The 23,576-nt window shown below is 52.1% G+C and carries 27 protein-coding genes and 1 riboswitch; of the genes, 22 read left to right on the top strand and 5 right to left on the bottom strand.

Going from position 1 to position 23,576, the window contains the following annotated elements; all coding sequences use genetic code 11:
- The first annotated feature begins 1 nt into the window (after position 1).
- The gene (locus AC3RCL_RS28395) at positions 2-412 is read left to right on the top strand and encodes a VOC family protein (RefSeq protein WP_492533304.1); all 411 of its coding nucleotides are present in this window, start codon (positions 2-4) and stop codon (positions 410-412) included.
- 185 nt (positions 413-597) lie between these two features.
- Positions 598-1,026 (top strand): MarR family winged helix-turn-helix transcriptional regulator, encoded by a 429-nt coding sequence (locus AC3RCL_RS28390; protein ID WP_340969041.1) that lies wholly within the window; start codon positions 598-600, stop codon positions 1,024-1,026.
- 47 nt (positions 1,027-1,073) lie between these two features.
- Here AC3RCL_RS28390 and AC3RCL_RS28385 read toward each other — a convergent pair whose 3' ends face one another.
- Positions 1,074-1,478, bottom strand: a complete 405-nt coding sequence (locus AC3RCL_RS28385; RefSeq protein ID WP_015737584.1) for a VOC family protein — start codon at positions 1,476-1,478, stop codon at positions 1,074-1,076.
- 123 nt (positions 1,479-1,601) lie between these two features.
- Entirely contained in the window at positions 1,602-3,050 is a 1,449-nt protein-coding gene (gene cls / locus AC3RCL_RS28380; RefSeq protein ID WP_340969039.1) for a cardiolipin synthase, read from the bottom strand.
- Positions 3,051-3,273: 223 nt separating this feature from the next.
- Between cls and AC3RCL_RS28375 the strand changes: the two genes are divergently transcribed.
- From AC3RCL_RS28375 to AC3RCL_RS28315, 13 genes are all read left to right on the top strand, one after another.
- Positions 3,274-4,353 carry an AI-2E family transporter gene (locus AC3RCL_RS28375; protein WP_145041058.1) on the top strand — a complete coding sequence of 360 codons (1,080 nt, stop codon included), beginning with the start codon at positions 3,274-3,276 and terminating at the stop codon, positions 4,351-4,353.
- A 254-nt stretch (positions 4,354-4,607) separates the two neighbouring features.
- On the top strand, positions 4,608-5,561 hold the full coding sequence (locus AC3RCL_RS28370; RefSeq protein WP_492533302.1) for a ring-cleaving dioxygenase: 954 nt from the start codon (positions 4,608-4,610) through the stop codon (positions 5,559-5,561).
- Positions 5,558-6,169 (top strand): flavin reductase family protein, encoded by a 612-nt coding sequence (locus AC3RCL_RS28365; RefSeq protein ID WP_492533300.1) that lies wholly within the window; start codon positions 5,558-5,560, stop codon positions 6,167-6,169. Before AC3RCL_RS28370 ends, AC3RCL_RS28365 begins: the two co-directional genes overlap by 4 nt.
- Before the next feature lie 178 nt (positions 6,170-6,347).
- Positions 6,348-7,091, top strand: coding sequence for an SDR family NAD(P)-dependent oxidoreductase (locus AC3RCL_RS28360; RefSeq protein WP_492533298.1), 744 nt, complete (start codon positions 6,348-6,350; stop codon positions 7,089-7,091).
- A gap of 164 nt (positions 7,092-7,255) precedes the next feature.
- A riboswitch (cyclic di-AMP (ydaO/yuaA leader) is annotated at positions 7,256-7,402 on the top strand.
- A gap of 354 nt (positions 7,403-7,756) precedes the next feature.
- A complete protein-coding gene (gene ehuB / locus AC3RCL_RS28355; protein WP_492533296.1) occupies positions 7,757-8,611 on the top strand; it encodes an ectoine/hydroxyectoine ABC transporter substrate-binding protein EhuB in 855 nt (284 codons plus the stop codon).
- A gap of 1 nt (position 8,612) precedes the next feature.
- Positions 8,613-9,266, top strand: a complete 654-nt coding sequence (gene ehuC, locus AC3RCL_RS28350; RefSeq protein ID WP_492533294.1) for an ectoine/hydroxyectoine ABC transporter permease subunit EhuC — start codon at positions 8,613-8,615, stop codon at positions 9,264-9,266.
- A gap of 3 nt (positions 9,267-9,269) precedes the next feature.
- Entirely contained in the window at positions 9,270-9,932 is a 663-nt protein-coding gene (ehuD, locus tag AC3RCL_RS28345; RefSeq protein WP_090913364.1) for an ectoine/hydroxyectoine ABC transporter permease subunit EhuD, read from the top strand.
- A 12-nt stretch (positions 9,933-9,944) separates the two neighbouring features.
- Positions 9,945-10,796, top strand: a complete 852-nt coding sequence (gene ehuA, locus AC3RCL_RS28340) for an ectoine/hydroxyectoine ABC transporter ATP-binding protein EhuA (protein ID WP_492533292.1) — start codon at positions 9,945-9,947, stop codon at positions 10,794-10,796.
- 24 nt (positions 10,797-10,820) lie between these two features.
- Positions 10,821-11,333: a diaminobutyrate acetyltransferase gene (gene ectA / locus AC3RCL_RS28335; protein WP_015737574.1), complete on the top strand. Its 513-nt coding sequence runs from the start codon at positions 10,821-10,823 to the stop codon at positions 11,331-11,333.
- A 16-nt stretch (positions 11,334-11,349) separates the two neighbouring features.
- Complete coding sequence (gene ectB, locus AC3RCL_RS28330) at positions 11,350-12,642, top strand: diaminobutyrate--2-oxoglutarate transaminase (protein WP_492533289.1); 1,293 nt, start codon at positions 11,350-11,352, stop codon at positions 12,640-12,642.
- Entirely contained in the window at positions 12,639-13,031 is a 393-nt protein-coding gene (locus AC3RCL_RS28325) for an ectoine synthase (RefSeq protein ID WP_009589551.1), read from the top strand. Before ectB ends, AC3RCL_RS28325 begins: the two co-directional genes overlap by 4 nt.
- A gap of 14 nt (positions 13,032-13,045) precedes the next feature.
- Entirely contained in the window at positions 13,046-13,954 is a 909-nt protein-coding gene (thpD, locus tag AC3RCL_RS28320) for an ectoine hydroxylase (RefSeq protein ID WP_492533287.1), read from the top strand.
- Positions 13,951-14,481 (top strand): DUF2179 domain-containing protein, encoded by a 531-nt coding sequence (locus tag AC3RCL_RS28315; RefSeq protein ID WP_492533285.1) that lies wholly within the window; start codon positions 13,951-13,953, stop codon positions 14,479-14,481. The genes thpD and AC3RCL_RS28315 overlap by 4 nt, the downstream gene beginning before the upstream one ends.
- A gap of 137 nt (positions 14,482-14,618) precedes the next feature.
- On the opposite strand, the gene AC3RCL_RS28310 is transcribed toward AC3RCL_RS28315, so the two are convergent.
- Complete coding sequence (locus tag AC3RCL_RS28310; RefSeq protein ID WP_492533283.1) at positions 14,619-15,140, bottom strand: DinB family protein; 522 nt, start codon at positions 15,138-15,140, stop codon at positions 14,619-14,621.
- Between the two features lie 75 nt (positions 15,141-15,215).
- Positions 15,216-16,175 (bottom strand): helix-turn-helix transcriptional regulator, encoded by a 960-nt coding sequence (locus AC3RCL_RS28305; protein WP_492533281.1) that lies wholly within the window; start codon positions 16,173-16,175, stop codon positions 15,216-15,218.
- A gap of 97 nt (positions 16,176-16,272) precedes the next feature.
- Here AC3RCL_RS28305 and AC3RCL_RS28300 point away from each other — a divergent pair, with 97 nt between their 5' ends.
- The 3 genes from AC3RCL_RS28300 to rnhA all read left to right on the top strand — a co-directional run bounded on the left by AC3RCL_RS28300 (position 16,273) and on the right by rnhA (position 17,953).
- Entirely contained in the window at positions 16,273-16,929 is a 657-nt protein-coding gene (locus AC3RCL_RS28300; RefSeq protein ID WP_486046760.1) for a hypothetical protein, read from the top strand.
- A 104-nt stretch (positions 16,930-17,033) separates the two neighbouring features.
- On the top strand, positions 17,034-17,258 hold the full coding sequence (gene brfA, locus AC3RCL_RS28295; protein WP_492533279.1) for a ribosome rescue factor BrfA: 225 nt from the start codon (positions 17,034-17,036) through the stop codon (positions 17,256-17,258).
- Between the two features lie 29 nt (positions 17,259-17,287).
- Positions 17,288-17,953, top strand: a complete 666-nt coding sequence (gene rnhA / locus AC3RCL_RS28290) for a ribonuclease H (protein WP_251501974.1) — start codon at positions 17,288-17,290, stop codon at positions 17,951-17,953.
- 358 nt (positions 17,954-18,311) lie between these two features.
- On the opposite strand, the gene AC3RCL_RS28285 is transcribed toward rnhA, so the two are convergent.
- Complete coding sequence (locus tag AC3RCL_RS28285) at positions 18,312-19,199, bottom strand: helix-turn-helix transcriptional regulator (RefSeq protein WP_492536487.1); 888 nt, start codon at positions 19,197-19,199, stop codon at positions 18,312-18,314.
- A 149-nt stretch (positions 19,200-19,348) separates the two neighbouring features.
- Here AC3RCL_RS28285 and AC3RCL_RS28280 point away from each other — a divergent pair, with 149 nt between their 5' ends.
- From AC3RCL_RS28280 to AC3RCL_RS28265, 4 genes are all read left to right on the top strand, one after another.
- Positions 19,349-20,083, top strand: coding sequence for a ThuA domain-containing protein (locus tag AC3RCL_RS28280; protein ID WP_458715765.1), 735 nt, complete (start codon positions 19,349-19,351; stop codon positions 20,081-20,083).
- A gap of 187 nt (positions 20,084-20,270) precedes the next feature.
- Positions 20,271-21,206, top strand: coding sequence for a DNA-binding transcriptional repressor DeoR (deoR, locus tag AC3RCL_RS28275; protein WP_492533276.1), 936 nt, complete (start codon positions 20,271-20,273; stop codon positions 21,204-21,206).
- A 390-nt stretch (positions 21,207-21,596) separates the two neighbouring features.
- Positions 21,597-22,262: a deoxyribose-phosphate aldolase gene (deoC, locus tag AC3RCL_RS28270; RefSeq protein WP_492533274.1), complete on the top strand. Its 666-nt coding sequence runs from the start codon at positions 21,597-21,599 to the stop codon at positions 22,260-22,262.
- An 84-nt stretch (positions 22,263-22,346) separates the two neighbouring features.
- Complete coding sequence (locus AC3RCL_RS28265) at positions 22,347-23,525, top strand: NupC/NupG family nucleoside CNT transporter (protein WP_340969015.1); 1,179 nt, start codon at positions 22,347-22,349, stop codon at positions 23,523-23,525.
- Positions 23,526-23,576: the final 51 nt, after the last annotated feature.

Below are 23,576 nucleotides of genomic sequence, written 5' to 3'. Positions count from 1 at the left end.
GATGGCATTGAAAATCGATAATATTTTTGTGAATCTTCCGGTTAAGGATCTGGAGAAAACGAAAGACTTTTTCTCGAAAATCGGTTTTGAGTTTAATGAGCAGTTTACGGATAAGAATGCGGCCTGCCTGGTCATAGGCGATAACATCTTTGCCATGCTGCTCACCGAGGATTATTTCAAGACGTTCACCAAGAAAGATCTGTCGAATGCGGTCAACACAACGGAAGTGATTCTGGCGCTGTCGGCAGAAAGCCGGGAGCAGGTGGATGACATCGTGAACGCTGCGCTGGCTGCTGGGGGATCGCCTTCCAACGACCCGGTGGATCACGGTTTTATGTACGGATGGAGCTTCCAGGATCCGGACGGACATCTATGGGAAGTCATGTACATGGATCAGAGCCATGTCGAATAAAGCAGCGTTATCCTAAGCAGGATCGCAACCTGAACGACATATCCTAATAGAATGAAGCGGCAGATGACTCCAAGAGACAGGGGGAAACTGCCGCTTTACTTTTATTTGGAAATCCACTATATTTGTATGTGCAAACAATATGTGGCGTTTCAACATGATGAACTTCAGCGAAAGAGGTAACCGTTATGCTCAATACGTATATCAAGGAATGCCTTTACTTCACAGCCAATCGCCTTAGCCGGGTCATTACCAAGATGGCCGAAGACGAGTTTGCCGCAAGCGGATTGTCGCCTACGTATGCATATCTGCTTATGGCTGTATATGAGAAGGAAGGAATCTCGCAGAAGGAATTAGGCGAAATTCTTCACCTCCAGCCATCCACCGTAACCCGACTGATTGAGAAGCTGGCCGTGAAAGGGCTGGTATACAATCGGGTGGAAGGAAGGATGTCGCTGATCTATACGACCGATAAAGGAAAGGCTCTTGAGAAAGTAATACACGAGTGCTGGAACAATCTGCGTAGTCGATACGGAGATGTTTTAGGCAATGCCCAAGGGGATGAATTATCCCTGCGTCTATACGAGGTCAGCGATCGATTAGAGAATAAGGACTGAACGCAAAAAAGGCCCTTCAAGCCAAACTTGAAGGGCCTTTTCTAAGATTAATTGGCTTGGACTTCCGTCGTGACCTGCCATAACACGCCGAACTTGTCTTCCAGCACCCCGAACAGCGCTCCCCAGAATTGAGTCTTCAGCGCATCAATCACCTTGCCGCCCTCGGCCAAGCGGTCAAAAGCTTCATGGGCTTCGGCATCGCTCTCAAACGACAGGCTCAGATGAATTCCGTTCCCACGCTCCAGGGTTTGGAAGATCGAGTCCGACATAAAGATCGGGATTCCTCCGGCTACCAGACTCAGATGCATGACCTTGTCTTTCAATTCTTCCTTGGTTCCGGGAACCTCGCCATGGGTTTGCACGGATAAGATTTCCCCTCCCAGTGCTTGGGTATAAAATTCAGCCTGCGCTTTTGCATCCTCAGAGAAAATATACGGTGTCAGTTTAGCCACGTTCAACATCCTTCCCAGGTTTTAATATGATGGATTCGTTTTCCTTGGTTTTAGTATAAATGGTCTCTGGCCCTCACATTTCTTCTGGATTGCTAAATGATACGGCAGCGTCTCGGGGTTGTCCTATAGAATAGGCGACAACAGGCGGGAGATGGACTCCTTGAACTTGATCCACCGTGAACGCTCCAGATACTGCTTCATCGTAAGCTGGCTGGATACCCGCAGATCCTGGTGGAAGATGTGGGTCAACTGTTTCGATATATGCTCATCGTACAGGAATGCGTTCACTTCGAAATTTAGCTTGAAGCTTCGAACGTCGATATTCGCCGTGCCCACGGATGAAATCTTCTCATCGATGATGATCGTCTTGGCATGAATAAAGCCATTATTGTAGAGATACACATTAGCCCCGGTACCCAGCATTTCCCCGATATAAGATAAGGTAGCCCAATACACGAAGGGATGATCCGGTTTATCCGGAATCATCAGATGCACCTCTACGCCGGAAAGCGCCGCAATGCGCAGTGCATCCAGGAGGCTGGCGTCCGGGATAAAATAAGGCGTCTGAATATGAATCGATTTCTTGGCGGACGAAATCATTTTGATATAACCGTTCTTGATGTGTTCATATCGGGAATCCGGACCGCTGGTAACAATCTGAATCCCGACATTGCCGGGCGAATTGATCTTGGGAAACAGATTCGATTCGTAAGTGATATCGTTATGATGCGAAGCCTGATTCCAGTCCAGAATGAAGCGAACCTGCATCGCATAAACGGCCTCGCCTTGGATGCGCAGATGCGTATCCCGCCAATACCCGAACCTGGAGTTGAGGCCCAGGTACTCGTCCCCGACGTTGAAACCGCCGACATACCCGATATTGCCGTCGATGATCGCCAGCTTTCGGTGATTCCGGTAATTCAGCCGCAGGTTAATGAAGCGCAGCTTGGACGGGAAGAAGGCCTCGGCTTCTCCGCCGGCTTCGCGGAATGCCTTGAAGAAGCCTTTGGTTAGTTGACGCGATCCCAGCTCATCGTATAGAACACGGACCTTCACGCCTTCATTAGCCTTTTGGGTCAACAGGGAGATTAGCTTCTTGCCAAGCTCGTCGCGGCGGATAATGTAGTACTGAATATGTATATAGTCTTTGGCTTCCTCGATATCCTGAAACAACCGTTCAAACTTCCTGCGTCCATCCGTAAAAATTTCAACATGGTTGTCGTCCGTAAGGATCGCCTGGTTCTCATTGATATGCATATGGATCAAATCGCTGCTGTCCGCCGCCGCTTGATTGGTAAACGGGTATTCGCCGTTGTTCATCCCTTCCATTTGGGACAGCAATACTTTCTCGATGCCGGTTTTTTGCAGATCGTCCCAATGAAAGAGACGGATTCTTCTTAAATTCTGGGCGAACAGCAAGTACAGCACAAAGCCCAGAATCGGGATAAAGGACAGCACCAGCAGCCATGCCCAGGTGGAGCCGGCATCCCGCCGTTCCCTGAAAACCACGAACATGGAGAACACGATATTCAGAACGATGATCAGACCAAGAATGATGGATGTAACATGCATGTTTATGATATCCTCCTACACTATAGCCTTGCCCTAGCAATCCTTCATATTATACGTGAGGCGTTAGAAGAAGTATATATCGGCGGCATGGAGTGAAACCGAAAGGTCCTAAAACGTTGGCGGCTAGGATAAGGCCTCTTGTAACGAATATAGAAGGGGCCATTTGAATCCGTACTCGTTGTCATGATACGATGGTGAAAAAATAGGAGAAGGGGCATGCTTTTTGCTGAAAATGAACAAGTTTTTCAAATTGTGTCTTGCCGTGATCCTGGTGCTGACCATCATTTATTTGGGATCGCTGGTGGATTTTATATTCAGACCCGTACTTTCGTTCTTCTCCATCATCCTCGTGCCGTTGATGCTGTCGGGATTCTTCTATTACCTGCTCAGACCGCTGGTTGATCTCCTCGAAAAACGCAAGCTAAATCGCTCGCTGGCCATCCTGCTCCTGTATGTCGTGTTCGCGGGCATCCTTACCGGCTTTATCCTGGGCGTATGGCCATCGCTGCGCGATCAGATCGTGGCTCTCGTACAGAACGCTCCAGCCTTGTTTGCCAAGCTTGGCGAGCAGCTTCAGGAATTGGAGAATAACGGCTTTTTCCAGGATATTTTTCCGGAGAACGCCAACCCGCTTACACAGCTCACCGATTATTTGAATCAAGGCTTCACGTTCCTGACGAATTATATTATGAATCTGTTCTCGTTCGTGTCGAATTTTGCCATCGTATTGTTTACGTTCCCGATTCTCCTGTATTACATGCTGAAGGAAGGCGGGAAATTCGGGAAGATGGTGGTCAGCTTTTTGCCTGACCGATTCAAGGGCGAGGGAGCCTCGGTGCTGGATGAAATCAACAATGCACTCAAAGGCTTTATCGTAGGCCGGGTTCTCGTCAATTTGGCGCTGGGGGTTTTGATGTATATCGGATTCCTGATTATCGGCCTGCCTTATGCGCTGTTGTTGACGGTCGTGGCGGTCATCGCGAATTTCATACCGTTTATCGGCGCCATTCTATCCGCGATCCCGATCGTGATTATCGGCTTTATTCAGTCCCCGGGAACCGCGATCTGGTCCCTTGTCGTCATTCTGGCGGCCCAGCAGATTCAGGATAACCTGATTGGTCCGTATATCTTCGGCAAACAGCTGGCGATCCATCCCATTACCATCATTATCCTGGTGCTGGTAGGACAGGATCTTGGCGGGATTATCGGAATTCTGCTGATCGTACCGATCTATATGATCATTAAAATTATCGTAACCAGAGTGTACCAGCTGTTCTTTAAGGAGAAATGGCAAAAGGCTTAAGCCGTGGGATAGGGAGGCGGCTTTAGCCGCATATTAAAGCCGCCCAAGAGCGAGGAATCGTTCTCGGCGGCTTTTTATATATTTGGGGTGCACAGGAGCTTGACAACGATAAGAAAATTATATAATCTTAAAATAAAGATATTAAATTTAAAGATTATTTAATTATTTATGGTTTATGGCTCATCCATCATGCAAAACGGATCATGAACGGAAATAAAGGGTTTCGACACGAAACGGTGAGGGAGAGATGGGATATGACATTACATACGGCAGGCATTCATCATATTACCGCTTATGCGCAGGATCCGCAGAAGAACGTTGATTTTTATACAGGCGTGCTAGGACTCAGAATGGTAAAGAAGACCGTGAATTACGATGCGCCCGAGGTATATCATCTGTATTTCGGGGATGAGGGAGGACAACCCGGAACGATCATCACTTTCTTCCCTTCCTCCGCTTCGCGAAGAGGGCTGCGTGGAGGAGGACAGGCAGGATATACGACCTTTGCGGTTCCTGTAGGGGCCCTGCCTTATTGGGAACAGCGGCTGCGGAGCTTTGGCGTTCCCGTCATGAAGGCTTTCCGGTTTAACGAACCATATCTTCAATTCTCCGATCGGGACGGGCTTTCGCTAGAGTTGGTGGAGCGGGAAGGCGGTCCGAATAACAGCTGGTCCGTGGACGATATAACTCCGGATACAGCCATTAAGGGATTCGGCGGCGCGGTTCTGTTCAGCAGCAAATGGGAGGAAACGAAGAAGGCGCTGGAGAACGTCATGGGACTGACCTACATTGGAGAGGACGTCAATTATGCCCGGTTTCAAGCTGCGGGCCCCTTCGGCAACGTGATTGATCTGCCGATGCGGGATATTCCTTTGGGAGCCGGAGGTGCCGGAACGACCCATCATATCGCATGGCGGGCCCAAAATGATGAGGAGCACGGCAAATGGCATGAATGGGTGAAGGAGCAGGGATTTCGCCCTACGGATATCAGGAACCGTAACTATTTCAAAGCGTTATATTTCAGGGAACGTGGGGGGATCCTGTTTGAGATCGCAACCGATCCGCCCGGATTTACGGTGGACGAAGACCTGCACTCGCTGGGGGAACAATTAAAGCTTCCTGCCTGGTTCGAACCGGAGCGTGCCCGAATCGAGCAGGGGTTGGAGCCTATACAAGTCAAAAATACTGGAGAGGGGCAACCCAAGTGATATCCATTGACCCGAATACCCAAAGCGAACGGGACACATACAAGCTGCTGATTGGAAGCGTCGTTCCGCGTCCGGTCGCTTTCGTTACGACATTATCGGCGGATGGCGTGCTGAATGCGGCGCCGTTCAGTTACTTTTCCATTGTGTCGAGCAATCCCCCTTTGCTGTCGGTTTCCGTTCAGCGAAAGAACAGTGCAACTAAGGACACGGCGAGAAATGCCATGCAGAGCGGCGAGCTTGTCATCCACATCGTGGATGAAGATACCGTTGCAGCCGTGAACGAAACGGCTGCGAATCTGCCTCCGAACGAAAGTGAGCTTGACCGAACCCGTTTAACCCCGGTCGTTAGTGACGTTGTTAAGGTTCCCGGCGTTCTGGAATCCAAGATCCGCATGGAATGCGTGCTGGAGCAGGTCGTCACGTTGGATGGCGCGGATCAGCTGCCTGCCGCTGATCTATTGATTGCCCGCGTCGTCCGATTTCACGTGTCCGAGGAGCTCTACGAGCATGGCCGGATTGACGCATCGAAGTTGAAACCTGTGAGCCGCATGGCAGGAAATATCTATTCGACCCTGGGAGAGATGTTTACGATTGAGCGTCCGGTCTGACAGGGCTTGAGCTTGAATAGGGTTATTGCTTTGCGACTATTTTTAGCGAACATTCTTTTTCGATAGTTGCTGGTCATTCATTAGGAAACGGGGTATTGGAATATCATGGTCGGTATTTGCCCATTCTACATGAATGGATAGCCGGTTGATGAATTTACAACATAGGAGTGATCAACGCATGAAATTTGATTCCAAGGTTGTCATCGTGACGGGGGGCGCCAGCGGGATTGGCGAAGCGGCAGTCAGACTTTTTGCAAAAGAGGGGGCCAAGGTCGTTATCGCGGATTATTCCGACCAGGGCCAAGCGGTTTCCGACGAATTGAGAGGAGCCGGCTTTGAAGCGCTGTTCGTCAAAACGGATGTAACCCAAGAGCAGGAAGTCGCGAATATGGTGAGTCAGACGGTGCAGCATTTTGGCCGTGTCGATGTATTGTTTGCCAACGCAGGCATTGCCCATGATGCTCCTGCCGATCAGTTAACGATGGATAACTGGCAGAGAACGATTGATATTAATCTGACAGGGGTCTTCCTGTGCGATAAATATGTTATTCAGCAAATGCTGTCCCAAGGAACCGGAGGGGCAATCGTAAACTGCGGCTCGATCCATAGCCATGTCGGAAAAGCAGGGGTAACCGCCTATGCTTCGGCCAAGGGAGGCGTCAAGCTGTTAACCCAGTCGCTCAGCGCAGACTATGCCTCCAAAGGAATCCGAATCAATGCCGTGTGTCCGGGATATATCGATACGCCGCTGATCAAGGGAAGAACGGAAGCGATCACGCAGCACCTGGTCGGCCTTCATCCGATGGGCCGTTTGGGACAGCCGGAAGAAGTGGCCAAAGCCGTGTTGTTCCTCGCCAGTGAAGATGCCTCCTTCATTACGGGCACGAGCCTGCTGGTGGATGGCGGCTATACCGCGGTATGATGAGAAAAGCCCTGATGCTAAGCATCGGGGCTTTTTTTCAAGTCATTCCAGGCGTTGTTATCAGACTTATTATGGAGTGTTTCAAAAATTTTTTTTCGGTCCCGTATTTCATACGGGCAGACTTCCTGATCCGGGGCTCATTCATTTCCTGAGCTTCCCTTTATCATGAACACACGCTTAGTTTCCGGCATACATATTCCGGAAAGCGGGGGAACCAGTTTCACCAGGGGCGAGTCACTTGGAATTCACGAGTGTAGGGTACCATCTTACCCGAGTCCGTCAGCTAACCTCGTCAGCAGTGGATGGGTCTTGCATACATAATGGATGTTCATACAAAAGGCCCTTTATTCTCTATAGGGGCCTTTTCTCTATTTTTTGACCCCCTGCTGGCGGAGCTATGTCTAGATCCCCTGTTTGGTGGTCTTTTTGCATTCAATTACAGAGGAGGGGCAGCGCCTGCAAATGTGGAACGAATTGAATCGATCAGACGGCATTGGGTCAAAGCGCGCAAGGAAGCGGATGAATCATCTTCCCTGAAGCCTCGTCCCATGCAAGGGTATCTGAACGTCTATATATCCAAGTTAACACATGTGCTAACACGGATAATTTCGTCATGCCGTTTTTTTAAGAAAGTGAAAAGCTATTACGAAAGGTTGTGGAAGGTTTTGAAGAAAGTGGTTGTGCTGGTGTTGTCCGTGATGATGGTGGTATTGCTCGCGGCTTGCGGCGACAAAGGAAGTACGCTGGATCGAGCCATTGAGCAGGGATATATCACCGTAGGGTTTGCGAACGAGAAGCCGTATGCCTACAAAGAAGCCAATGGGGAGCTCACGGGCGAAGCGGTTGAGATTGCCCGCGTTATTCTGGAGCGTCTTGGCATCAAGGAGATGAGAGGGGAGCTAACGGAATTCGGTTCGCTGGTCGCCGGATTGCAGGCCGATCGGTTTGATCTGATCACGGCAGGCATGTTCATTAATCCTGACCGCTGCTCTGCCGTCCTGTTCGCGAATCCGGAGTACAGCATCGGGGAAGCCCTTGCGGTAAAGCAAGGGAATCCGATGGAACTCGGAAGCTATGAGGACATTGCCAAGAATGAGCAGGCCAAGGTGGCCGTCATGACCGGCGCGGTCGAAATCGGCTACATGGAGAAATCGGGCATTCCTGCGGACCGGATCGTACAGGTCCCTGACCAGGCTTCGGCGATCAGCGCCCTCCAGGCCGATCGGGTGCAGGCGATTACCATGACGGGGCCGTCCCTGCAGGCGATGCTGGATTCAGCCAGCGACGACAGCATCGAACGCGTGGCTGATTTCGAGCAGCCGGTCATCGACGGCGAAAGCGTTCGCGGTTACGGGGCTACGGCTTTCCGCCAAGCGGATACCGAGTTCCAGGAGGCTTATAATGCAGAGCTTGAAAAGATGAAGAAGTCGGGCGAGCTGCTGGAAATTTTGCAAGAGTTCGGGTTCACGGAAGAAGAGCTCCCGGGTGAGATGACGGCCGCTGCGCTCTGCGGGGAATAGCATGCCGAATTCTTGGATCGATTTTCTTCCGACGCTGCTCAAAGGAGCAGAGATCACGATTATCGTCGCGTTCTTTTCAGCCATCCTGGCTATCGTGATGTCCTTTGCAGCCGGATTGTGCCGGCTGTCGAAGCTGTGGATCGTCCGCACGGCGACGGCCGTGTATGTCGAAGTCTTTCGGGGAACCTCCTTGCTGGTGCAGCTCTTCTGGTTGTATTTTGCCCTTCCGTTCATCGGCATCGAGCTTCCGAAAATGCTGGCGGCGATTCTCGCGATCGGACTTAACTTCGGCGCATACGGCTCCGAGATTGTTCGCAGCGCGGTGCTTGCCGTTCCGAAAGGACAGTGGGAAGCTGCCGTGGCGCTTAACATGAAGCCTTTGCAGAGGCTGTGGAACGTTATACTACCCCAAGCGTCCCTGCGAATGCTCCCCCCGTTCGGGAATCAACTTGTGGAACTCATCAAATCCACTTCGCTCGTTTATTTCATCACGATGGCGGATTTGACGTATCAGGCGATGGTGCTCCGCAACAATTACATCTCCTGGACGACCGAGATTCTGGTGCTGCTGCTCTTCATGTATTTTGTCATCGCCACGCTCGTCTCGATGGCGGTTCGACTGCTGGAGCGCAAACTGACCGCGGGGAGGCTGTAGCGGATGTGGGATTGGAAATATGTGTTTGAAATACTGCCGCAGCTTCTGAGCGCATTAAAAATGACGGTATGGGTCACGCTCTGTGCTTTTGTGGTGGCATTGATTATCGGACTGCTGCTTGCCTTTGCCGCGCGGAGTACATTTAAGCCCTTGTCGCTCATCACCAAAGGAATCATAGAATTTATTCGCAATACCCCCTTGCTGGTACAGGTGTTCTTCCTGTATTACAGCTTGCCGCTGCTGACGGGCATTTCGATTCCGGCCTTCTATGCGGGGGTCATCGGCCTGGGGCTGCATTACAGCACGTATCTGTCGGAGGTGTACCGTTCCGGCATTGAAGGGGTGCCGAAAGGACAGTGGGAAGCCGCAACCGCACTGAACTACACGAAATCCCAGACCTGGCGGAGCATTATACTGCCGCAAGCGGTGCCGCCGATCATCCCGGTGCTGGGCAATTATTTGATTGTCATGTTTAAGGAAACGCCGATTCTATGCGCCATAACGCTGGTTGAGATGATGCTGACGGCCAAAAATATCGTGTCGCAATCATTTCGCGCTTTCGAACCGTACACGCTGGTCGGGATTCTGTTCCTGATCATCAGTTATATTGCGTCTTTGCTGGTGCAAAGGCTGGAGAAGCGTTTGAATCTGCAGCGTGGAAAATAAGGAGGGAGTCTATTGAATGCCGTTGTAATCGATGAGCAGGCCGAAGAGGCGAAGAAGCCGCAGCGGGAAAGAAGCCCCGTTACGGGCTCACAGCCGATCGTGAAATATGCGGGCGTGACCAAGTCGTATGGCGACCTGCAGGTGCTGAAGGGCATCGATTTGGAGATGCAGCCGGGAGAAAAGGTGGCCGTGATCGGACCGAGCGGATCTGGCAAAACGACGATGGGCCGGATGCTGATGACGCTGGAAGAACCGACCGAGGGGACCATCGAGGTCGATGGCGAGCTGCTCTGGCATATGGAGGAGAAGGGCAAGCTGGTCCGGGCAAACGAGAAGCATCTGCATCGGATGCGGTGCAACGTCGGCATGGTCTTCCAGCACTTCAATCTGTTCCCGCACATGAATGTGCTTCGCAACGTGACGGAAGCCCCGCGCAAGGTGCTGGGGTTGTCCAAGGAGGAAGCGGAGGAGCGGGCCGTCTCGATGCTGGGCAAGGTCGGTTTGGTCGATAAGCTGAAGATGCACCCGTCCAATCTGTCGGGAGGCCAGAAGCAGCGGGTCGCCATCGCCAGAGCGCTGGTCATGCGGCCGAAGGTGATGGTGTTTGACGAGGTAACCTCGGCGCTGGATCCCGAGCTGGTCGGCGAGGTGCTGGAGGTGATCCGGGAAATCGCCGAAGAAGGCGAAATGGCCATGATGCTGATTACGCACGAGATGGATTTTGCGAAGGAAATCGCGGATCGGGTCATCTTCGGAGCCGACGGCAGAATCGTTGAGCAAGGAACACCCGAGGAAATATTCGATCATCCGAAGAGCGAGCGGCTGCAGAGCTTTCTGCAGCGGTTCCGCTCGAACGGAAATTAGTGCTGGAAAGAGGTGTTTATGTAGATGGCTGTGGATACCGGAACCGAAGTGGTTTACCGAAGACCGGAGGCGCGGGACGGAACCCGGGTATGGGAGCTCATACGCGACACCGGATCGCTTGATCTGAACTCGCCTTATTGCTACATGCTGTTAGGGGATTACTTCAACGATACCTGCATGATCGCGGAGCATGAAGGAGACATCGTCGGTTTTATCTCCGCTTTCCGTTCTCCGCGCAATCCGGAGACGCTCTTTGTATGGCAGGTGGCGGTTGCAAGCTCGCACCGGAGGCAGGGGATCGCGAAGGCGATGCTTACCGGCCTCATGAACCAGAAGGCCTGTCATGGCGTCCGTTTCATCGAAACGACGGTATCGCCCAGCAATATGGCATCACGCCGACTGTTTCTCGGTTATGCCGAGGAGAAATCCATTCCGAGCACCGTAACGGTGGGTTATGGAGCAGAGATGTTTCCGGATGGTACGACACATGAAGATGAGCCGTTATTCGTGATTGGCCCCTTTTTCAATGACATTTAAACAAATGGAGGGAACTATGGACAACCAAGTCATGGAGAAACCGAAGCTTACCGTGTTTAACAAGCTGGAATCGGAAGTGAGAAGTTATTGCCGGAGCTTTCAGACGGTCTTTGACAAAGCCCGGAATGCCAAGCTGTGGGATACGCAGGGCAATGAATACATTGATTTTTTTGCCGGCGCCGGCGCCTTGAATTACGGGCACAACAATGAGAGGATTCGCGAAAAGCTGGTCGACTACATCCTGCAGGACGGCGTTACGCACAGCCTGGACATGGCTACGGGAGCGAAGGAAACGTTTCTGACCCGCTTTCAGGAGATTATCCTGAAGCCTCGCGGGTGGGATCACAAGGTGATGTTTCCCGGACCGACCGGCACCAATGCCGTGGAGGCCGCGCTCAAAATCGCCAGAAAAGTGACGGGGCGCAGCACCGTTCTGTGCTTTACGAATGCCTTTCACGGCATGTCGCTGGGATCGCTGGCGGTGACCGGCAATGCCTTCAAGCGCCAGGGCGCCGGCGTGGATCTGAGCCACTCGGTATTTATGCCGTATGACGGTTACTTTGGCAGCGACGTGGATACGATGGCATATATGGAGAAGCTTCTGGATGATCCGGGAAGCGGCATTCCGCTGCCGGCAGCGGTCATCGTCGAGGCGGTTCAGGGGGAAGGCGGATTGAACGCCGCCAGCCGCCAATGGCTGCAGAAGCTGGCGCGCATCTGCAAGGATAAGGGGATGCTGCTCATTCTCGACGATATCCAGATGGGCTGCGGCAGAACCGGTTCGTTCTTCAGCTTCGATGATGCGGGCATCGAGCCGGACATCGTGTGCCTCTCGAAATCGATCGGCGGCTTCGGCTTGCCGATGGCCATCACGCTGATCAAGCCGGAGATCGACATCTGGGAGCCGGGAGAGCATAACGGCACCTTCCGGGGCAACAATCTCGGATTCGTTGCCGCTGCCGAAGCGCTGAGTTATTGGAAGACGGAGGATTTTCAGCTCGATATCGGCATTCGCGAACATCGGATTCGCCAATCGCTCGAAGACGTCATGAGGGATTATCCCCGGCTTAAGGGCGAAATCCGCGGCAGGGGCATGATCCAGGGGGTAGCCTTTGATAAGCCGGAGCACGCAGGAAGGCTAATCGAAATCGCCTTTGAGCAAGGACTGATTATGGAAACGTCAGGACCGCATAGCGAAGTTGCCAAGCTGATGCCGCCGCTGACCATTGAAATGAACACGCTGGCAGAGGGACTGGGGATTTTTGAGAACAGCATGAAACAATTAGCTGCAGAGGAGAGGTTGTCATGATCGTTAAACATTTGGAAGAAATCGTGGATACGAAAGACGACATCGATACAACGACATGGAATTCGAGAAGGCTTCTGCTGACCAAAGACGGCATGGGCTTCTCTCTTAACGACACCCTGATCAAGGCCGGAACGGAGACGCTGATCTGGTACAAAAACCACGTCGAGGCCGTGTACTGCATCGAGGGGGAGGGAGAAATCGAGGTTGTCGGCGGCGAGACCTATCCCATCACCCCTGGCATGATGTATGCGCTGGACGGACACGAGAAGCATTATTTGAGAGCCCGTTCGCAGATGCGGATGGTCTGCGTATTCAATCCGCCGCTAACCGGCGCGGAAGTTCACGATGAGGAAGGAACCTACCCGCTGCTTGCCCCCATTACGGATTAAGGAGATGATATGCGATGAGTAAACATCATGCGTCGGCCCTTCAGGAAAAAGAAATGGACGTTTACCCTTCAAGAATGCATGCGGAGCCCCGGATCTTAAAAAGGCAGGATCCGGTCGTACATTCGGAGTGGACGCCGGATGCGCCGCTAACGCAGGAGCAATCCGACTTCTACGAGCGCAACGGTTATTTATTTCTGGAAGGCTTCTTTGATCGGGAGGGGCTTTCGCGATATCAGGAGGAGGCCCGCAGGCTGCAGATAACGGCACGGGACTCCGAGAAGGACGAGGTGATCCGGGAGCCCGGCGGAGACGAAGTGCGGTCGGTATTCGCGGTGCATGAGAGCCACGAAGTGTTCAAGAAGCTGTCCCAGCATCCTAGACTCCTGGCGATCATGGAATATCTCTTGGGAAGCGAGACGTATATCCATCAATCCCGAATTAATTACAAGCCGGGCTTTACGGGCAAGGAGTTCTACTGGCACTCCGATTTCGAAACGTGGCATGTCGAGGACGGCATGCCGCGCATGAGAGCGCTAAGCTGTTCCATTGCCCTGGAAGATAACTATCCTTATAACGGTCCCCTTATGGTGGTGCCCGGATCGCATAAGGAATTCGTGGCCTGCATCGGCCAAACGCCGGAGGATCATTTCAAGGATTCCCTGCGCAAGCAGGAGTACGGCGTTCCGGATCATGACAGCCTGACGCGGATGGTGAAGGAGGGCGGGATCGACACGCCGGTCGGCAAGGCGGGTTCGATCGTGATTTTTGACTGCAACATTATGCACGGCTCGAACAGCAACATCACCCCCATGCCGCGCAGCAATATATTCATGGTCTATAACAGCGTGGAGAACAAGGTCAAGCAGCCGTATTCGGGCCAGAAGCCAAGACCGGAGTATATCGCCACCCGTGATTCTCTATGATCTCGCTGTCGCTGATCGGCTCCATCATCGGCATCAATGTGGTCTATGTCTCGATTTTTTCATTGCGGCTGATTCTGATGATCAAAGGCAGGAGAGGGACAGCTTCCCTTCTGGCCATGCTGGAGGTATTCGTGTACTTGCTCGGTCTCAATCTCGTCCTGCAAAATCTGGACAATCCCTTTAATATGGCGGCCTACTGCCTGGGCTTTGGCCTGGGCGTGTATGCCGGCAGCCGAATTGAGGAGTATCTGGCACTCGGATACATCGTGGTGCAGGTGATCGTCAATTCCGTTGAGACGAACCTGGCCATGAACCTCCGGGAGAAGGGATACGGCGTGACCGCTTGGGAAGCGGACGGCAAGGATGGCAAGCGGCTGGTGCTTCAAGTGCTCGTGAAACGGAAGAATGAGCGGCGGCTGATGGAGTCACTTTCCAAAATGTCGCCGCAAGCGTTCATTATCTCCCATGAACCGAAAAGCTTCAAAGGCGGCTTCTGGGTGCGATTGACGGAAGGTCGCAAATTGTGACAAGCGTACAAACGGGATGTAGGATAGAAAGCCTGCTTCGGAACCGGGTTCCTGAAGCAGGCTTTTTGGTTTTTGTCGGGCTGAGACCGGCATGGAATTTCAGAGGTCCTGGACTTCCGCCGCTATTCTGAGCGCCATCAGGCGAAGACGGGCTCCGGTTCATTCTGGTACCAAAAAAAAGCGTAATCGGTCATCGCGGAGGAGCTTCCGAGCTGGCGCAGCATGGCGGCAATATTTCCACGATGGTAAGTGCCGTGGTTCACGACATGCAGCATGATCTCGGACAGGCGGGTATCCCGGATGCCGGCATAAGGATTATCCAATCGGATCATCCGCTCCAGGTCAGGCTGCTGGCGGAGAAACGCAGCGTATCGATCCGACAATTCGATAAACCGCAGGTTCAGGTCTTCCAGCGAAATCGCTTCAAGCTCTTCCCGTAGCTGGTAGGCCTCAGCCAATGCAGAGCTCATGTCCTTCCCGGACAAAATGTTCATCCAGCCGAGATCCACCGTGTAGATATGAATCAACGCTTCCGATACGGTCGGAAAGATACTCGTGATGGTCCGATTGTACAATTCGCCCGGAAGTTCCAGCAGACGGTTGAATATGGCCTGGTTGGCCCATACATGGTATTCATACATTATTACAGGATAGTTCATTAAGATCGTCCCCTTTGGCTTCGTGTTATTTCCTTCTTGGGAACATTGTAAATAAAAAAGTATGACAGCGGACTGTCATACTTTTCCGTACACTTGAAGCATTTTTTCTAATTTGGCTTGCATGCGGATCCTTAAGTCGGCCGGCTCCACAATCTCGATCTCCTCGCCAAAGCTCAGCAGGGTAGACCAGAACCACCAGGAATCCGGATCATTGACCTTGAACGTGAGACAAAGCGAGCCGTCTTCATGAAATTCCCGCTGTACGTCATAGAATTGATCCATCGCTTTGGCCAGGGCCCCGGGGGACACTTGCAGCACGACTTCTACGGCATCGGGCGATGATGCCCAGTTATACCGTTCGCTCCGCCCATATGGATGTTGCTCTTGAAGCTGAGGTCCGTGCGTATGCTCCTCGGAGTGCTGGCGCATAAAGGGCTCGGCGGAGGGGGACAGCTCCGACATTCTCGAGATCCGGAATTCGCGGTAATCGTTCCTCGTTCTGCAGAAGCCGTACAAGTACCAGGATCCGAATTTATACATAAGTCGCAGGGGCTCGACTTTTCGATAAATGCGTTCATTCTTGGCGCTTATGTATTGAAAGGAGATCACATGCTTGTCCGTAATGGCGCGGCGAAGAAGACGAAGGATTTCGTTGTACGACCGCCAGCTCCCGATATCCATGGACAATCCCTGCGAAGCGGAGTTGGCGGAACGGTCAATGGTCTGCAGGCGCTGAATCGTATCCAGGGCCCGTTCATCCTCGAACACCGTAGACATGCTGTGCAGGATGGTGATCAGGGCGCTGACATCGTAGGAACCGAGCAGGCTTTTATCCATCTTGTATTGCTCCATAATGCCGTATCCGCCGTTGACCCCTTGATAGGATACGACCGGAATGCCGGCGGCGCAGATGGCATCGATGTCGCGGTAGATGGTTCGCTGGGACACGTTATATTTCTCTGCCAAGGCTGACGCGGACAGAATCTCATTGTTCAGCAGCATGTAAATCATGGATATGAGCCGCTCCAGTTTCATCGGTACACTCTCCTATCATAATTGGATCTATTCTCCAATGATTCCGTATTATATCATAGGTTTACAGGAGGGAGAGGATTTACGGATGGGCGGGAACATGAAAAAACTACTATTATTAGGGTTGATCGTATTATCGGTTGTCGGAATGTCCGCTTGCGGCGGCTCGGGCTTGTCGGAGAACGAACGGGAGCAGATCGTGAACCAGGTCGAGAAGCTGGAGACGGCGGAATATAAGCTGCTGCATTTTCAAATGGATTATCCGGAGTATTTGGCCGAGGTGGGCGGGATAGTCAGCGAGTCTTACATGCAGGCTATGAGCGACCGGATTATTTTCGGATATAACGAGAAGGAATATCGTGCAAGCGACATGATAGAGATGTCCGCCGAAGAGTACGAGAAGCATAAGGAGCATATGCGGGGGCTGGTCAAATCTTTGGGAATGAACGAAGAGAAGGCCTCGATTCGCATTTCGGACCCTTATGAGAGTGATCAAAGTGGGGAGGTGTTTGTATATGCATCGGAATCCAGGGAACTGAAAGGAAAAACGCTGACTCAAATGAACCGCAGGTATTCCCTGGATAAAACGGAGGGTTCCTGGGTCATCACCGCCGTAGAACAGGATAAGGTCACGATCGGCAGCGATGAGACGGAGACCGACGCCGAAGCGAAGCTGGATGCACTGAAATACCGGACGCATGAGGGAGTGGACGTCAATTACCGGGATAAGATCCTCACGTTTGAGGGATGGAAATAAACGGGCGTCAAAAGGGTGGGCGGAGTCCCGGCGGCTCCGGTTCCATTCCGTTCGATTTTGCCGTACAATATAGGGAGTTCTATAATAGAAGGAGTGTGAGCCTCATGGCCCGTACCAAAACGCAAAAAGCGCTCCGCAAAGCGGAACGCGCCGGCATATGGTCAGCCGTCTCGATGAGAAAGACCAACGAGGATTATGGCGCGCTGTCACAGCATCTGAGAGTGAAGCCGACGAAACAGGAACAATTGAATAAGGTCAAACATCGAAAGCGGATCGGAGACGATGGCGCTTTTTTTGTTGGTTTCGGAGGATGTGATATAGTACGCTAGAGAGGTTAGTTCCAGGATGGAGGTTTATGATGGCAAAGCAAAAATATTACGTAGTCTGGGTAGGCAAAGTACCCGGAATTTATACAAGCTGGGGCGAATGCCAGCAGCAGGTGAACCAATTTACAGGTGCGAAATTCAAGGCGTTCGAATCCCGAAGCGAAGCGGAACAGGCCTATGCGGCAGGGTATAAAAATTACTGGGGACAGTCCGGAAGCGGTTCAAGCAGCTCGGGCTCCAAGAGCAAGAGCTATAAGCGCAGCAGCGCCTCCGCGGACGAGGACCCGGGGGAGATTGATTATGACAGCATCTCCGTGGATGTGGGAACGCGGGGAAACCCGGGACCGGTGGAATATAAAGGCGTGGATACGCAGACGGGAGATATTCTGTTCTCGTGCGGGCCGATCCAGAAGGGGACGAACAATCTCGGCGAGTTCCTGGCGATCGTCCATGCGCTGGCTTATTTGAAGAAGATCGGCAGCACCAAAACAGTGTACAGCGATTCCATGAATGCGCTCAAATGGCTGAAGCAGAAGAAGGTGGTGTCCACGTTGCCGCGCGACGCGTCAACCAAAGAGATATGGGATCTCGTGGACCGGGCCGAGCACTGGCTTCGAACCAATACATACGAGAACAAGGTGCTGAAATGGCAAACGAAGAGCTGGGGAGAGATTAAGGCAGACTACGGGCGCAAATAAAAGAATGATCCTGTCCCGGAATATGCGAAAAAATCCAAATCCCCGGATGTGGATAATTGCATTCTATAAAACGGATGGAGTCAGCATGAACTGTGCATAACCTATTCTTACGTTACTTTATACACAGATTTATGAACATCATCCCCATTCATTCAGCGCAAGCTGCATTTTGCTCCCTGATTCCAGGGGAGTTATCCAGCGTTTGTGAACAAATGTGGAGAAGTGCAAGGATAACTTCCTATTAACTTGGAGGGGCGGCGGGTTATCCCCAAGGAAAAAGGGGCGCCCGGAACGTTCGCTATGACTTATCCACGATACGCCAACCATGATGCCGGACGCTGGCCCCCGGTCCCCCGCCTTATTCCTTGTCGCGAACCTGCTTATAGTATTGGTTCGGCGACATGCCGACGTATTTCTTGAACACCTTGCTGAAATAAAAGGGATCATCCAGGCCGGTCAGATATCCGATCTCCCCGAAGCTGAGGTGAGTGGCCTCGATTAACTCTTTGGCATGATTGATCCGGACCTGATTCACGTATCGCATGATCGTATGGCCCGTGAGCTTGGCAAACACCCGATTGATATAGTCATAGTTGCATTCGAAGCGCTGTTCGATATCCGAGCTGATGATTTTCTCGGCATAATGTTCGTGGATGTAGTCGAGCAGCGCATGCACTTTCATATAGGACTTGGTGTGCGGGCTGTCCTTCTCCAGTTCATCGAACAGGCTTTCGCGGGACAGCTCGATCAGCATTTCCATGAATTTGAGCGCGGTCAAACTGCGGTAAAAGTGCTTTCTTCTGTAAAGCTGCAGCATTTCACTGAGGGCATGGTACATGTGATGAAGACTTTTTCTCTGGGTTAACGTGCAGGTCTTCGGAAAGTACAGCGGCCTGCCGTCATCCTTGCCTGCCGGCTGATTCTCGCTCATGATCCACTGCTTGGCCAGCAGGGATAAGGGACGTTCGGGCGCCTGCCGAATATCGGGATGCTCAAAATGAATATAGTAGTAGTCGCAGGGATGCTTCTGGGTTCCCTCATGGTCCAGATGCGGCTCAAGCACCAGCATGTCGCCTTTTCGGAGCACATGGGATTCGCCGTTCTCCCGCATATGAAGCTCGCCGCTCTTCACGAAATACAGAATATGCTCGTGGGTGTTCCGTTTGAAATGAATCCAGGGGTTCTTATAGGAGACGAAGCCCATCAGTTTGATTCTAGGCACATAGTCAGCGTTCATCGATAGCACGAGTTCCACCCTCTCTCCTTAAAAAACGCGAAGTCGTTTTTGTACAAAAAGAGTAACTTTCACACATTCCCGTTCATTGTAACACAGCCTATACTTGGGTTGAATGCATAAGAGGTCTTTGGATTTCAATTTAAAGGAGGCCGCCATCCTTGGCTAATATCAATGTAACGGTATGGAACGAATACCGGCACGAAAGACATAATGAACAGATCGCGAAGATTTACCCCGAAGGCATCCACCGGACGATTGCCGATTTTCTGGGGAAAGATGCACAGTTCGTCGTACGCACCGCCGTGCTGGATGATCCGGAACACGGATTGACGGACGACGTGCTCGCTTCAACGGACGTTCTGATCTGGTGGGGGCATGTGGCGCACAGTGAAGTACGGGATGATATCGTGGAAAAAGTGCGCCAGCGCGTATTGGACGGCATGGGGATCATCGTGCTGCATTCCGGCCACGGCTCGAAGATTTTCCAGCGCCTTCTCGGCACGAACACCGGCGCGCTGAAATGGCGCGACGACGGCGAGAAGGAACGGTTGTGGGTCATCGATCCCGGCCATCCGATCGTCAGCGGGCTCGGTGAGTATATCGAGATTCCGCAGGAGGAAATGTACGGGGAGCGTTTTGAGATTCCGGCGCCGGATGAGCTGGTGTTTGTCTCCTGGTTCGAAGGCGGCGAGGTGTTCCGCAGCGGCTGCTGCTACAAGCGCGGACGCGGCAAGCTCTTCTATTTCAGACCGGGTCATGAAGCGTTCCCTACCTATCACCAGCCTGAAATTCAGCAGGTGATTGCCAATGCCGTGGCTTGGGCGGCACCGATTCAAGGTGCGAAGACGTCCTATGGCCGGGTATCTCCGCTCGAATACGTACAGCCGGTATAGCTATAGAGGTATAGGCTGGTTCTTAGCAAGCGCCCGTTGTCAACGCGTGAATCTCCTGCAATGTCAGGACTTTATGTGTTGATCGGGCGCTTGTATGTGTTTACGAAGACGGCGCTATCGAAATCCGCAGCATAACGATGTATAATGGACCCAATTCGATTACGACATAATAAAAGTGGGTTGGATCATGGATCAGGATAAACAGCGCCTCAGCATTGAGGCGGCAAGATTGTACTATATGTCGGATTACAGCCAGCAGGATATCGCCACGAGACTCGGCGTTTCCCGCCCTACGGTCTCCAGGCTTCTTCAGCACGCCAAGGAGCAGGGTTATGTGCAGATCAGCATCGTGGACCCTCTCGAGGACCTGGGCGCTTTGGCCGAAAGGGTGAAGAAGGCTTACGGTTTGGAACACGTGCTGGTGAGTTATTCTCCCGCTAACGAATACCGCGAAATCCAGAAGCATATCAGCAAAAAGGCAGCCGATTACCTGCATGAAACGGTCCAGGATGCGGATATCATCGGCGTTACCTGGGGAACGACCATGCATGCCGTGGCGCTTCAGCTGCAGCAAAAGCCCGTTCGGGGCGTCGAGGTCGTGCAGTTGAAGGGCGGCGTCAGCCATTCGCATGTGAACACGTATGCCGCCGAGATCGTCAATCTTTTCGCCGAGGCGTACCACACAATGGCGAGATATTTGCCGCTGCCGGTCATCTTCGACACCACGGAGCTAAAGGAAATGGTGGAGAGGGACCGGCATATCCAGCGGATCATCCAATTAGGCAAACAAGCCAATATTGCCATGTTTACAGTGGGTACCGTTCATGAAGACGCGCTGCTGTTCCGGCTCGGTTATCTGAGCAAGGAAGAACAGAAGCTGCTCCAGCGGATCGGCGCGGGAGATATTTGCTCCCGTTTTTTCGATGCGGAGGGCAGGGTGTGCAGCGAGGATATCAACAATCGTACGGTGGGCATCGATTTGGACGATTTGCGCCACAAGGAGAAATCGATTCTCGTGGCAGGCGGGCAGCGCAAGGTGGAGGCCATCCGAGCTGCGCTGATCGGCAAGTATGCAAACATCCTGGTAACGGACCAGTTTACGGCGCAAGCCTTGCTTCCATGAAATGTCCAACATATTGTGCAGTTTTACGGCACCTCGTTCCGGAAGGTCGAAGCGGCAATCAGCTTCCTCTGTCTGGACGGGGTGTTTTTTTTGCGTATTGGAAATCGGCTTCCCCAAGCCGCATGGGAGGAATATTCTCTGTTTATGTTTACGCTGACAGGGTATAGAGCATAGTAAACGGCGTGAATTGTTAGATTATTCCTGAATGATGAATAGTCCTTCAGCGAACAATGATAAATATCATTGCCATAAATCGGAATGAACATATTTTCAATATATGTTTTACATATGTTCAAGGCTGTGATATGATGGTCCCGTCTAAAGGATTGAGCGTTATGATAGCGCTTTTACAAGATTGCATAAAAACAATATAAGGAGTGTTTTAACCAGATGAATATAGCAGGAATGATCGACCACACGCTGTTGAAGGCGGATGCAACCCAGGCCGAGATCACGAAAATTACGGTTGAGGCCAAAAAGTACGGATTTGCTGCGGTTTGCGTGAACCCGACTTGGGTATCCTACTGTGCTGAGCAGCTTGCGGGCACGAGCGTCAAAGTATGCACCGTTATCGGCTTCCCGCTGGGGGCTAACACGACGGCCGTAAAGGCTTTTGAAGCGAAGGATGCCATCGCTAACGGGGCTACGGAGGTTGATATGGTCATCAACATCGGGGCGCTGAAAGATCGGAACGATGAGCTGGTGCAGCAAGATATTCAGGCTGTCGTGGATGCAGCCAAGGGCAAAGCCCTGGTCAAGGTCATCATTGAGACAAGCCTTCTGACCGAAGAAGAGAAGGTGCGTGCGTGCCAGCTGTCCGTGAAAGCCGGAGCCGATTTTGTCAAAACCTCCACAGGATTCTCCACGGGCGGAGCTACTCCGGAGGATGTCGCCTTGATGCGCAAGACGGTCGGAGAAAACACGGGCGTTAAGGCTTCCGGCGGCGTGCGCAGCAAGGAAGACATGGATCGCATGATTGAAGCGGGCGCAACGCGTATCGGGGCCAGCTCCGGCGTGAAAATTATGGAGGGCGGCCAATCCAGCTCTTCCTACTAAATCGTTTTTTGGATTATACGGTTTTCGATGATTCGGTAGCCATGCCATCTATCAAAAAAATTCACCTATGGGGGAACATCGACGATGAAATTTCTAATCGCCATACTAGGTTTGCTGGTCGTATTCGGTCTTGCGTTCCTTATCAGCAATGATAAGCGCAACATTCGTTATCGCCCGCTGGCTGTCATGATTGTGCTGCAGCTGATCCTTGGATTCGTCCTGCTGAATACAAGCATCGGCGAGTATCTTGTTAAAGGGATAGCCAGCACGTTTGAAGCGCTGCTTGGCTATGCCGGAGCCGGAATCGAGTTTGTATTTGGCGGCATTGCCAATGAAGGTGCAGGTCCGTTCTTCTTGAATGTCCTGCTGCCAATCGTGTTTATTTCCGCGTTGATTGGTATACTTCAATATATTAAGGTACTGCCGTTTATCGTAAGATATATCGGCCTCGTCTTGAGTAAAGTCAACGGCATGGGTAAGCTGGAGTCTTACAATGCGGTAGCTTCCGCGATCCTGGGGCAATCCGAGGTGTTTATCTCGGTCAAAAAACAGATCGCCTTAATTCCGAAGCACCGCATGTATACGCTTTGCGCTTCCGCGATGTCCACGGTATCGATGTCGATCGTCGGCGCATACATGACCATGATCGAGCCGCGGTATGTGGTGACCGCGCTTGTATTGAACCTGTTTGGCGGATTTATCATCGCTTCCATCGTCAATCCCTACAAGGTGGAGAAGGAAGAGGATATTCTGGAGGTGCAGGAGGAGGAGAAGCAATCCTTCTTCGAAATGCTGGGCGAATACATCATGGATGGTTTCAAGGTCGCGATTACCGTTGCGGCGATGCTCCTCGGCTTCGTTGCTTTGATCGCAATGATCAACGGCATTTTTGATATGATTTTCGGAATCACCTTCCAGGAGCTGTTAGGTTACATCTTTGCTCCATTCGCTTTTGTGATGGGCGTGCCTTGGAAAGAGGCGGTGGATGCAGGCAGCATCATGGCTACCAAGCTGGTATCGAATGAGTTCGTCGCGATGCTTGATCTGGCCAACTTCACGAATATGTCCGAACGCACCGTAGGTATCGTATCCGTATTCCTGGTGTCCTTCGCCAACTTCTCCTCGATCGGCATCATTGCCGGCGCGGTTAAAGGCCTGAACGAGAAGCAGGGGAACGTGGTCGCCCGCTTCGGCCTAAAGCTGCTGTACGGGGCGACGCTGGTGAGCGTGCTGTCGGCTACGATTACCGGACTGTTCCTGTAAGCCCAGCAGAGGGAACTACTGCAAGCGAGCCTTATGGATAAGTTTGATTCA

The organism is Paenibacillus sp. MT86 (assembly GCF_058792535.1).
The sequence above is the reverse complement of the archived record's forward strand: the minus strand, read 5'-3'. Positions and strand labels throughout refer to the sequence as shown.

What these genes read in the sequence shown, in the direction of transcription:
- ehuC (WP_492533294.1), top strand. Translation starts at nt 8,613, where the DNA reads ATGCCGAATTCTTGGATCGATTTTCTTCCGACGCTGCTCAAAGGAGCA.
- deoR (WP_492533276.1), top strand. Translation starts at nt 20,271, where the DNA reads ATGGATCAGGATAAACAGCGCCTCAGCATTGAGGCGGCAAGATTGTAC.
- AC3RCL_RS28305 (WP_492533281.1), bottom strand. Translation starts at nt 16,175, where the DNA reads ATGAAACTGGAGCGGCTCATATCCATGATTTACATGCTGCTGAACAAT.
- brfA (WP_492533279.1), top strand. Translation starts at nt 17,034, where the DNA reads ATGGCCCGTACCAAAACGCAAAAAGCGCTCCGCAAAGCGGAACGCGCC.
- AC3RCL_RS28300 (WP_486046760.1), top strand. Translation starts at nt 16,273, where the DNA reads ATGAAAAAACTACTATTATTAGGGTTGATCGTATTATCGGTTGTCGGA.
- cls (WP_340969039.1), bottom strand. Translation starts at nt 3,050, where the DNA reads ATGCATGTTACATCCATCATTCTTGGTCTGATCATCGTTCTGAATATC.
- thpD (WP_492533287.1), top strand. Translation starts at nt 13,046, where the DNA reads ATGAGTAAACATCATGCGTCGGCCCTTCAGGAAAAAGAAATGGACGTT.
- AC3RCL_RS28325 (WP_009589551.1), top strand. Translation starts at nt 12,639, where the DNA reads ATGATCGTTAAACATTTGGAAGAAATCGTGGATACGAAAGACGACATC.
- ehuD (WP_090913364.1), top strand. Translation starts at nt 9,270, where the DNA reads ATGTGGGATTGGAAATATGTGTTTGAAATACTGCCGCAGCTTCTGAGC.
- AC3RCL_RS28315 (WP_492533285.1), top strand. Translation starts at nt 13,951, where the DNA reads ATGATCTCGCTGTCGCTGATCGGCTCCATCATCGGCATCAATGTGGTC.
- AC3RCL_RS28395 (WP_492533304.1), top strand. Translation starts at nt 2, where the DNA reads ATGGCATTGAAAATCGATAATATTTTTGTGAATCTTCCGGTTAAGGAT.
- ectB (WP_492533289.1), top strand. Translation starts at nt 11,350, where the DNA reads ATGGACAACCAAGTCATGGAGAAACCGAAGCTTACCGTGTTTAACAAG.
- AC3RCL_RS28390 (WP_340969041.1), top strand. Translation starts at nt 598, where the DNA reads ATGCTCAATACGTATATCAAGGAATGCCTTTACTTCACAGCCAATCGC.
- rnhA (WP_251501974.1), top strand. Translation starts at nt 17,288, where the DNA reads ATGGCAAAGCAAAAATATTACGTAGTCTGGGTAGGCAAAGTACCCGGA.
- deoC (WP_492533274.1), top strand. Translation starts at nt 21,597, where the DNA reads ATGAATATAGCAGGAATGATCGACCACACGCTGTTGAAGGCGGATGCA.
- AC3RCL_RS28310 (WP_492533283.1), bottom strand. Translation starts at nt 15,140, where the DNA reads ATGAACTATCCTGTAATAATGTATGAATACCATGTATGGGCCAACCAG.
- ectA (WP_015737574.1), top strand. Translation starts at nt 10,821, where the DNA reads ATGGCTGTGGATACCGGAACCGAAGTGGTTTACCGAAGACCGGAGGCG.
- AC3RCL_RS28265 (WP_340969015.1), top strand. Translation starts at nt 22,347, where the DNA reads ATGAAATTTCTAATCGCCATACTAGGTTTGCTGGTCGTATTCGGTCTT.
- AC3RCL_RS28370 (WP_492533302.1), top strand. Translation starts at nt 4,608, where the DNA reads ATGACATTACATACGGCAGGCATTCATCATATTACCGCTTATGCGCAG.
- AC3RCL_RS28360 (WP_492533298.1), top strand. Translation starts at nt 6,348, where the DNA reads ATGAAATTTGATTCCAAGGTTGTCATCGTGACGGGGGGCGCCAGCGGG.